The 7,686-nt window shown below is 48.0% G+C and carries 8 protein-coding genes; 6 read left to right on the forward strand and 2 right to left on the reverse strand.

Annotated elements, in window-relative coordinates; genetic code table 11:
* Nucleotides 1–9 precede the first annotated feature (9 nt).
* Nucleotides 10–1,230 (forward strand): O-succinylhomoserine sulfhydrylase, encoded by a 1,221-nt coding sequence (locus P2G53_RS13020; protein WP_275817933.1) that lies wholly within the window; start codon nt 10–12, stop codon nt 1,228–1,230.
* Here P2G53_RS13020 and thpR read toward each other — a convergent pair.
* Complete coding sequence (thpR, locus tag P2G53_RS13025; protein ID WP_275817935.1) at nt 1,223–1,789, reverse strand: RNA 2',3'-cyclic phosphodiesterase; 567 nt, start codon at nt 1,787–1,789, stop codon at nt 1,223–1,225. The genes P2G53_RS13020 and thpR overlap by 8 nt on opposite strands.
* Before the next feature lie 29 nt (nt 1,790–1,818).
* Between thpR and P2G53_RS13030 the strand changes: the two genes are divergently transcribed.
* The 4 genes from P2G53_RS13030 to P2G53_RS13045 are packed head-to-tail and all read left to right on the forward strand — an operon-like array spanning nt 1,819 to nt 4,047.
* Nucleotides 1,819–2,829, forward strand: coding sequence for a tRNA-dihydrouridine synthase (locus P2G53_RS13030; RefSeq protein WP_275817937.1), 1,011 nt, complete (start codon nt 1,819–1,821; stop codon nt 2,827–2,829).
* A 32-nt stretch (nt 2,830–2,861) separates the two neighbouring features.
* Entirely contained in the window at nt 2,862–3,194 is a 333-nt protein-coding gene (locus P2G53_RS13035; protein ID WP_275817939.1) for a TfoX/Sxy family protein, read from the forward strand.
* On the forward strand, nt 3,191–3,514 hold the full coding sequence (locus tag P2G53_RS13040; RefSeq protein WP_275817941.1) for a cupin domain-containing protein: 324 nt from the start codon (nt 3,191–3,193) through the stop codon (nt 3,512–3,514). The genes P2G53_RS13035 and P2G53_RS13040 overlap by 4 nt, the downstream gene beginning before the upstream one ends.
* The gene (locus P2G53_RS13045; protein WP_275817943.1) at nt 3,511–4,047 is read left to right on the forward strand and encodes an O-acetyl-ADP-ribose deacetylase; all 537 of its coding nucleotides are present in this window, start codon (nt 3,511–3,513) and stop codon (nt 4,045–4,047) included. The genes P2G53_RS13040 and P2G53_RS13045 overlap by 4 nt, the downstream gene beginning before the upstream one ends.
* Nucleotides 4,048–4,054: 7 nt before the next feature.
* On the opposite strand, the gene P2G53_RS13050 is transcribed toward P2G53_RS13045, so the two are convergent.
* Nucleotides 4,055–4,555: a YbaK/EbsC family protein gene (locus P2G53_RS13050; RefSeq protein ID WP_275817945.1), complete on the reverse strand. Its 501-nt coding sequence runs from the start codon at nt 4,553–4,555 to the stop codon at nt 4,055–4,057.
* A gap of 498 nt (nt 4,556–5,053) precedes the next feature.
* On the opposite strand from P2G53_RS13050, the gene P2G53_RS13055 reads away from it, so the two are divergent.
* A complete protein-coding gene (locus P2G53_RS13055; protein WP_275817947.1) occupies nt 5,054–7,534 on the forward strand; it encodes an SIR2 family protein in 2,481 nt (826 codons plus the stop codon).
* The last annotated feature ends 152 nt before the right edge of the window (nt 7,535–7,686 follow it).

The following is a 7,686-nucleotide window of genomic DNA, read 5'->3' on the forward strand; positions in this document are numbered from 1 at the left end:
CTTTGTTCCATGTCCATTGCGGATTACGAACGCCTGCAACGTATTCAGTTTGAAGCCGAAGGTTACGGACTTTCAACTCAGGCTGTGCGTGCAGGTCAGCACCGTTCTCTGGAAGGTGAGCATAGCGATCCTATCTATGCCACCTCCAGTTATGTGTTTTCAACTGCCCGTGAAGCGGCAGCCCGGTTTGGTGGCGAAGTAGAGGGCAACATCTACTCCCGATTCACCAACCCGACGGTACAGTTTTTTGAAGAGCGCATTGCCGCGATGGAAGGCGGCGAGCGTGCTGTGGCGACGGCTTCTGGCATGGCAGCCATCATGAGCACCTGTCTGGCGCTGATGCAGCAGGGCGACCATGTGGTCTGCTCGCGCAGTGTGTTTGGTTCTACCGTTACCCTGTTTGACAAATACATGTCACGTTACGGTATCAGCACCACCTTTGTAGATCCGACCTCGCTGGATGCCTGGCGTGAAGCGATCCGCCCGGAAACCAAAATGCTGTTTCTGGAAACCCCCTCCAACCCGCTGGCTGAACTGACCGATGTGGTTGCGGTGGGCAAAATCGCCAAAGAGAAAGGCGTGTTGCTGGTGGTCGATAACTGCTTCTGCACCCCGGTGCTGCAGCAGCCGATCAAACAGGGCGCTGACATCGTGATTCACTCGGCCACCAAATATCTGGATGGTCAGGGCCGCTGTATTGGTGGTGTTGTCGTGGGTCGCGATAAAGAGATGGAAGAGGTGTTCGGCTTCATCCGTACCGGCGGTGCCTGCATGAGCCCGTTCAACGCCTGGGTATTCCTGAAAGGTCTGGAAACCCTGCGTCTGCGTATGGATGCCCACTGCCGTAACGCGCTTGAGATGGCCCAGTGGCTGGAACAGCAGCCGGGAATCAAACGGGTCTTCTATGCTGGTTTGCCCAGCCATCCGCAGCACGAGCTGGCAAAAGCTCAGCAGACTGGCGGGTTTGGCGGTGTACTGTCGTTTGAGGTTGAAGGTGATCAGGCGGCGGCCTGGCGCTTTATTGATGCTACCGAGATGGTCTCCATCACCGGCAATCTGGGTGATGTGAAAACCACCATTACCCATCCGGCGACCACCACTCACGGCCGCATGACACCGGAAGCCCGTGCGGCGGCCGGTATCCATGACAACCTGATTCGCCTGTCGGTGGGTATCGAAGATCTCGACGATATCAAAGCCGATATGCAGCGCGGTCTGGCCGCTATCTGACCTGACGGCGCCTGGGGTTCAACTCAGGCGCTGTTTCATCCGCCATAAAGATGGCCTCGGTGGTATATACCGCGCCTTCCTGCCTTAACTGACTGCTTTTCAGGCAGAATGCATCCGTCTCAAAGCTGAATTCAAAGCCCGCCATCCGGTTAGCTAACACCGCCATGGTTCCGGCATCAACGGCTTTACCCCGTGCCAGTGTAATATGGGGGCGGTAGCGTCGGCGGGGCAACTGGAAACCCTGCCCATGAATGATCCGGTGCAGTTTTTGTTGCAGCCTTAACAGGGCTTCAGAGGGTTCTACGCCCAGCCAGAGAATGCCTGAGCTGAAACTGCCCACTTCACGGCAGTGAATAGACACCGGTGAAAACTCAACCTCAGCAATCGCTTCCAGCAGCGGGTCCAGCCGATGCGGCGAGACTTCACCAATAAACACCAGCGTCAGGTGTAACTGATCGAGGGGTGCCCAGCGTACAGTGTCAGACAGCTCGGTTGGCAGTCGCAGACTGAGCTCATCCAGCAACGCTTCAGGCAGGTCAATGGCAGTAAAAATACGCATTGTGCATCTCCAGCCGGGAACCGTTTATAATGCGCTCTTTTAATCAACAGGTCAGCCTCAAACCCGTGAATATTATTCTTGCACCGATGGAAGGCGTGGTGGATTTCACCATGCGCGATCTGCTGACCCGCGTGGGTGGCATTGATCGCTGTGTGACAGAATTTGTCCGGGTCAGTGACCGTGTATTGCCTGCCCGGGTGTTCCGGCGTATCTGCCCTGAGCTTTTGAATGGCGGCAAAACTCCGGCCGGGGTGCCTGTGGTGTTACAGCTACTGGGCAGTGATCCAGCGCTGCTGGCCGGTAATGCCCGCAAAGCGGTAAAACTCGGTGCACCGGCAATTGATCTGAACTTTGGCTGCCCGGCCAAAACCGTGAACCGCAGCCGGGGCGGGGCAGTGCTGCTGGATGAGCCGGAACTGGTACATGCGATTGTCTCGGCAGTCCGACAGGCGGTGCCTGCGGATATTCCGGTGACAGCCAAGATGCGTCTGGGCAACAAGGATAAAAGCCTGGCACTGGAAAACGCCCACGCCATCAACAGTGCCGGGGCGACCAGTCTGGCGGTACATGCCCGAACCAAAATCGAAGGTTATCGGCCACCGGCCCACTGGGAGTGGATTGCCCGCATCCGTGAGGCAATCTCGATACCGGTGGTGGCCAACGGTGAGGTCTGGACCATTGATGATTACCATCTGTGCCGTGAGGTCAGTGGCTGTGCAGATGTGATGATTGGGCGCGGTCTGATTGCCAAACCCGATCTGGCCAGCCTGATCAGTCAGCACCGCGTCGGAGGCGATTTGCAGCCTTATAACTGGCTGGCCGTAGTGCCGTTGGTTATCCAGTACCTGAACCAGATTGAGCAGGATATCGCGCCGCGTTATGTGCATGGCCGGATCAAACAGTGGTTGCAGCAACTGCAGCGGGAATACCCAGAAGCGGCTGTGTTGTTCCACACCATCAAAACCCTGCGTCAGCCGGCCGAGATCCGGCAGGCGATCATGGCTACTTTGCCGCTGGCTGATGTCTCCGCCGTCGCTTAGACTGCTATAAACATCGCCTGACAGGGGCTGTTATGGCCAACTCGCAAGACTATATCGATTTTCTGCTGGATCAGCTTTCCGGCTTTCGCACGGTGCGCACCAAACGGATGTTTGGCGGTCACGGTATCTTTGCCGGTGATCTGATGTTTGCCCTGGTGGTGAATGATCAGCTCTATCTCAAAGCAGATGCAAACCTGGCGGCGGTCTTTATCGACGAAGGCTGCCAGCAGTTTACCTACCAGAAGCAGGGCAAAACCGCCCATATCAACTACTACACCGCCCCGGAAGAGACACTGGATGACCCTGAGATGATGGCGCAGTGGGCGGAACGCGCCTATCAGGTGGCGCTGAGGGCGCAGGCATGAACCTGCTCAATGATCTGCCCGCCAACCTGCAGGAAGAGGTGTTTGAGACACTGCTGGAAAAAGGGCCTGTCAGGATTGAGCGTATTGTTTCCAACGGGCAAATAACACCGGAAGATCAGGTCTACGACCAGCACTGGGATGAATGGGTTTTACTGCTTCAGGGTGAGGCCACTCTGTTGCTGGTGGATACCGCAGAAGAGATTCATCTGGGTACAGGCGACACTTACTATCTGCCCGCCGGTTGCCGACACCGTGTTACCTATACCAGCTCTGCACCCCCGGCGATCTGGCTGGCGATTCACTTTGGGGCTGAATCATGAGCCATTCTTCCTGTGAGCGTATCAGCATTATTCAGGGGGATATCACCCAACTGCAGGTGGATGCCGTTGTGAATGCTGCCAATGCTTCGCTGCTGGGCGGTGGTGGAGTCGATGGGGCGATCCATCATGCGGCTGGCCCTGAACTGCTGGCCGCTTGTCGTTTACTCAAAGGCTGTCGTACCGGGCAGGCTAAAATTACACCGGGATTCAGACTGCCTGCACAGTATGTGATTCATACTGTGGGACCAATCTGGCAGGGCGGCAGTGCTGGGGAGGCGGAACTGCTGGCAGACTGTTACCGGAACAGCCTGAGCCTTGCAGCAGAACAGGGTGTTCGGACGCTGGCCTTTCCCGCCATCAGTTGTGGGGTGTATGGCTATCCTGTTGAGCAGGCGATTCCTATCGCATTAAATACGCTGCTCGATACACTTGAGCAGTGCCAAGAAATAGAACGTGTCCACCTGTGCTGCTTCGGTACAGCCATGGCGCAAGCCTATCAGGCGGTCTTCAAGTCCCTTTGTCTCGACAGTTAATTACAGCTTAAAAGTGCGTCAGGTCATGCAGCTGTTCCGGTGCGCAGCTGATTTCACCGTGCGGCTGCTGGGCCATCAGTTCAGTAAACTGCTCGTGTTTAAGGTGCACCAGCAGATTATGGTCGCCCGCTTCAATATACAGATCATTTTCACTCAGTAGCGCATCGTCACAGACCACATTGATGCCATACGCCTGACCTAACGCCGGTATCGCGCCGGGAGCGCAATCACCAAAGATTCTGAACACCTCATCTTCATCCGCCAGTTGCAGTCGCTGGCCGGTAATGGCTTCAATCTGCGGCAACATCACTTTATACATCGCTGGTACGGCGGCGAGGGTGTAGTGCTTGTGATGGTCCTGCAGTAGCACGGCCTTAACAACCTGTTTTAGCGGTACTGCGGCAAGCAAGGCAGACTCCGTGGCACTGCGGGAAGGGTAGTGACTGACAGTGTCGTAGGTACAGTGTTTATTGTGCAGAAAGCTGTCGAGTGTTGCGGTAACAGACATAACCACATCCTCTTTGTTTGGGGGTATGTTCAGTATAGACGTCGCGGGCTTGGGCGATTAAAAACAGATAACTTACGAAGCGACCGAGATGTACGTATTTTTCTTGGAGTATTCACTTCACGCTGCTGTGTCTCGTTGTGGATAAAACACTGGGTTTTTCTGTATGCATAAACAGTATATTTAAAACAGTACCTATGTATGGCTCGTTTTTCTGCTGGTTATGGCGCGTTTATGCTCTTGCCTTTCTAGCTAAATGCTTACATATTAAACACTTATGGATATCGTTGTGCAGATATATGCGCACAGTAAGTCATCAAATTGAACATGCTCATTTTTATCGGAGGAAAATGATAATGTCGTCCAAAAAAGTCTTTTATAATCAATCTATTAAGAAATTAATAATAATTAATGGCGCGCAGAAAAACGCGCATGCGCAGTATTAAAATGTTATAACTCTGTCAGACCCTAGGTGCACCTAAATTTATAAAGGAGTAAAAATTGAATCCTCATATTAAAAATTCATTACTAAATGGAAGGCTAGTACTTTTATTTGGGGCTGGAGCATCTATTGGCTGTAAAAATGGCCTTAAACAAACGCCACCTCTAGGTTGGGATTTAGCCAAAATACTCGCAGAAGAAATCGGGGAAAAATTCTCAGATGAAGATTTGTCAGATGTTTATGCTGCGGCTAAGGAAGTTTTAGGAGACCAGGTTCACAGGATTTTTGAAAAACACTATAAACACTGCACGCCATCGAGTGAGTTTAAGGAGCTTTTAAAGTATCCGTTTTTTCGTATCTATACATTGAATATTGACGATGCTTTCGAAAAAGCAGCCCATCAAGTACCAAACCTAAAATTTAATGTGAAAAATAGAGACGACAATATCACTGAGGTAGATCAATTCTATCAGACACTTGACTATATAAAACTCAATGGAGATGTAAACCACCCCTCAAAAGGTTTTATATTTTCTGCACAGGAGTATGCAAAAGGCTCTTCAGGTGAGCCGCTCTGGTATAGTGAGCTAGCTAAAGATTATCATAAATACACCTTTATATTCATAGGGACCAAGCTTAAAGAATCACTATTCTTTCATCAAATTGAAAAATATAAAGCTAAAACAAAAAGTAATGACTTAAAAAGTTACATCTTAATTCCTTCACTTACAGCTATTCAGAAAAAAAGCCTACAAGCTTCTAATATTGAGCACTTAGAAGGAAAGCTAAGTGATTTTACAGATTGGCTTGAAGGTGAATTTGAGGAGCCACCGACAAGTGTAGACGTAGTTAAAAATACCCGTCCAGAATTAAACTTTGAGTCTAAAGAGAAAACTAAATATTTATCATTGTTTTCAGGAGTAACTCCGGTAAATAGATCTTCTTTGGCATTAATAGATTCTGATAGCTCAAAGTCAAAAATCAGAAACTTTTATAAGGGCTTTAAGCCCACATGGTTGGACATACTAGATAATGTTCCAGCCAGCTTATCTAATGTGGATCGGTTCTATAATGCTGTTTTAGAAAATTCCAATTCAAGTGAGCTTGAATTGCATATTCTATTTGGAAGTGCAGGATGCGGTAAAACTACAGCTCTAAAACAACTTGCATTAAGAGTCGCAGACAAAGGGTTACGGAATGTTTATTTTATTGAAGAGTATAAAGATAATTTCCAAGAGCTTGTAGCAGAACTCGACCATAGACATGATAAGGCATATTATCTATTTATTGAAAGAATTGGTGATGTCGCCCCTCAAATAGCAGAAATAATAAAATCAGCTAAATCTACAAAGGCTATTTTCATCAGTGCTGAAAACCCTAAAATATGGAAAACGAGAGTAAAAGAACACCTGGGTGAATATTTAACATCTTCATCAGATATATCTCATATCAACTCTGGTGATGCTGATTTGATTTTAGAGAAGCTGGAGCGTTTCGGGAACTGGACTCGGTTGTCCAAAATGTCACCTAAAAATAGGAAAATAGAATTAATTAAAAAGTCAAAAAGGCAGCTTCTAATCGGTCTAATAGAGGCGACTTCTGGTGAAGGTTATAATGAAATAATACAAAAGGATTACAAAGGAATAACGTGCGATTCAGAGAGAGCGTTGTTGCTGCTTGCTGGATTAGCTACTACACAAAGAGTTCCCGCAAATGAAGCAACATTAACTAGAGCACTGTCATATTTAAACTTAAATCCTAATGTACATCAACTCGCCGCTCAAATGGATGGTATTGTTACTTATACTAACGGGAGTGTTACTACTCGGCATAGAGTTTATATTGAGCGATTGTTTAATCTTTATGTTCCACAAAGTGAGTTATTAAAAATAATAGACTCTTATATAAGAGCATTTTCAGTTTACCAATTCCCTATTGTTAAAAATATCTCTAGGAATGAAGCATCTATATACAAGCATCTTGTTAATGCGAAATCGTTAAAGCGGATTCTTAAAAACGATAAAGACAGTGTTCTTTCTGTTTATGAGGAATATGAAAAGACATTCGAGAATGAAGGCCTATTCTTACTTCAATATGGATTGGCCTTAAGGTCATTTGAGGAAAATCAGCAAGCTTTCGAAAAGCTTAGAATAGCACATGATGCATTTCCTGAATCACCGCATATTGAACACGCTCTCGCACAGCAGAGAATTATTTTAGCTTGTATCGAGACAGATGAAACTGTAGCTATGGCTCATTTTTCCGAGGCTGAAACAGTTCTCAATAGATTAAATTCTGCAAATGTTAGTGCTTTTGACAGGTATCCTATAATTACTTTGTCTGAAGGTCATGTAAAAGTGTTAGATAATCTCGGTTACAACAAAGAAGCTAGATTAATGGCTAAACAATACCATGACAGAATAAGTAAGAACAAAAATCTAGAATCTAATTATCGCCTATCTCAAACCGTAAGCGATCTTGCAAAGTTTTATTTAACAGGAAAGTGGCCCGAACGTGTCCAGTCTGATTTAGTGAGTTAGAGTTATAACAAACGCCTGCAATCGGACAGTGTAGTTCCCCCGCTTTAGTGGACATCTCGATCTAACAGAATCGAGGTGGAAAATGCCAGCGTACAAGAATCAGAAGAAGACACGACAATACACAACTGAATTCAAGGCCCAAGCTGTTAAGC

The organism is Neptuniibacter sp. CAU 1671 (genome assembly GCF_029222905.1).
GTDB lineage: Bacteria > Pseudomonadota > Gammaproteobacteria > Pseudomonadales > Balneatricaceae > Neptuniibacter.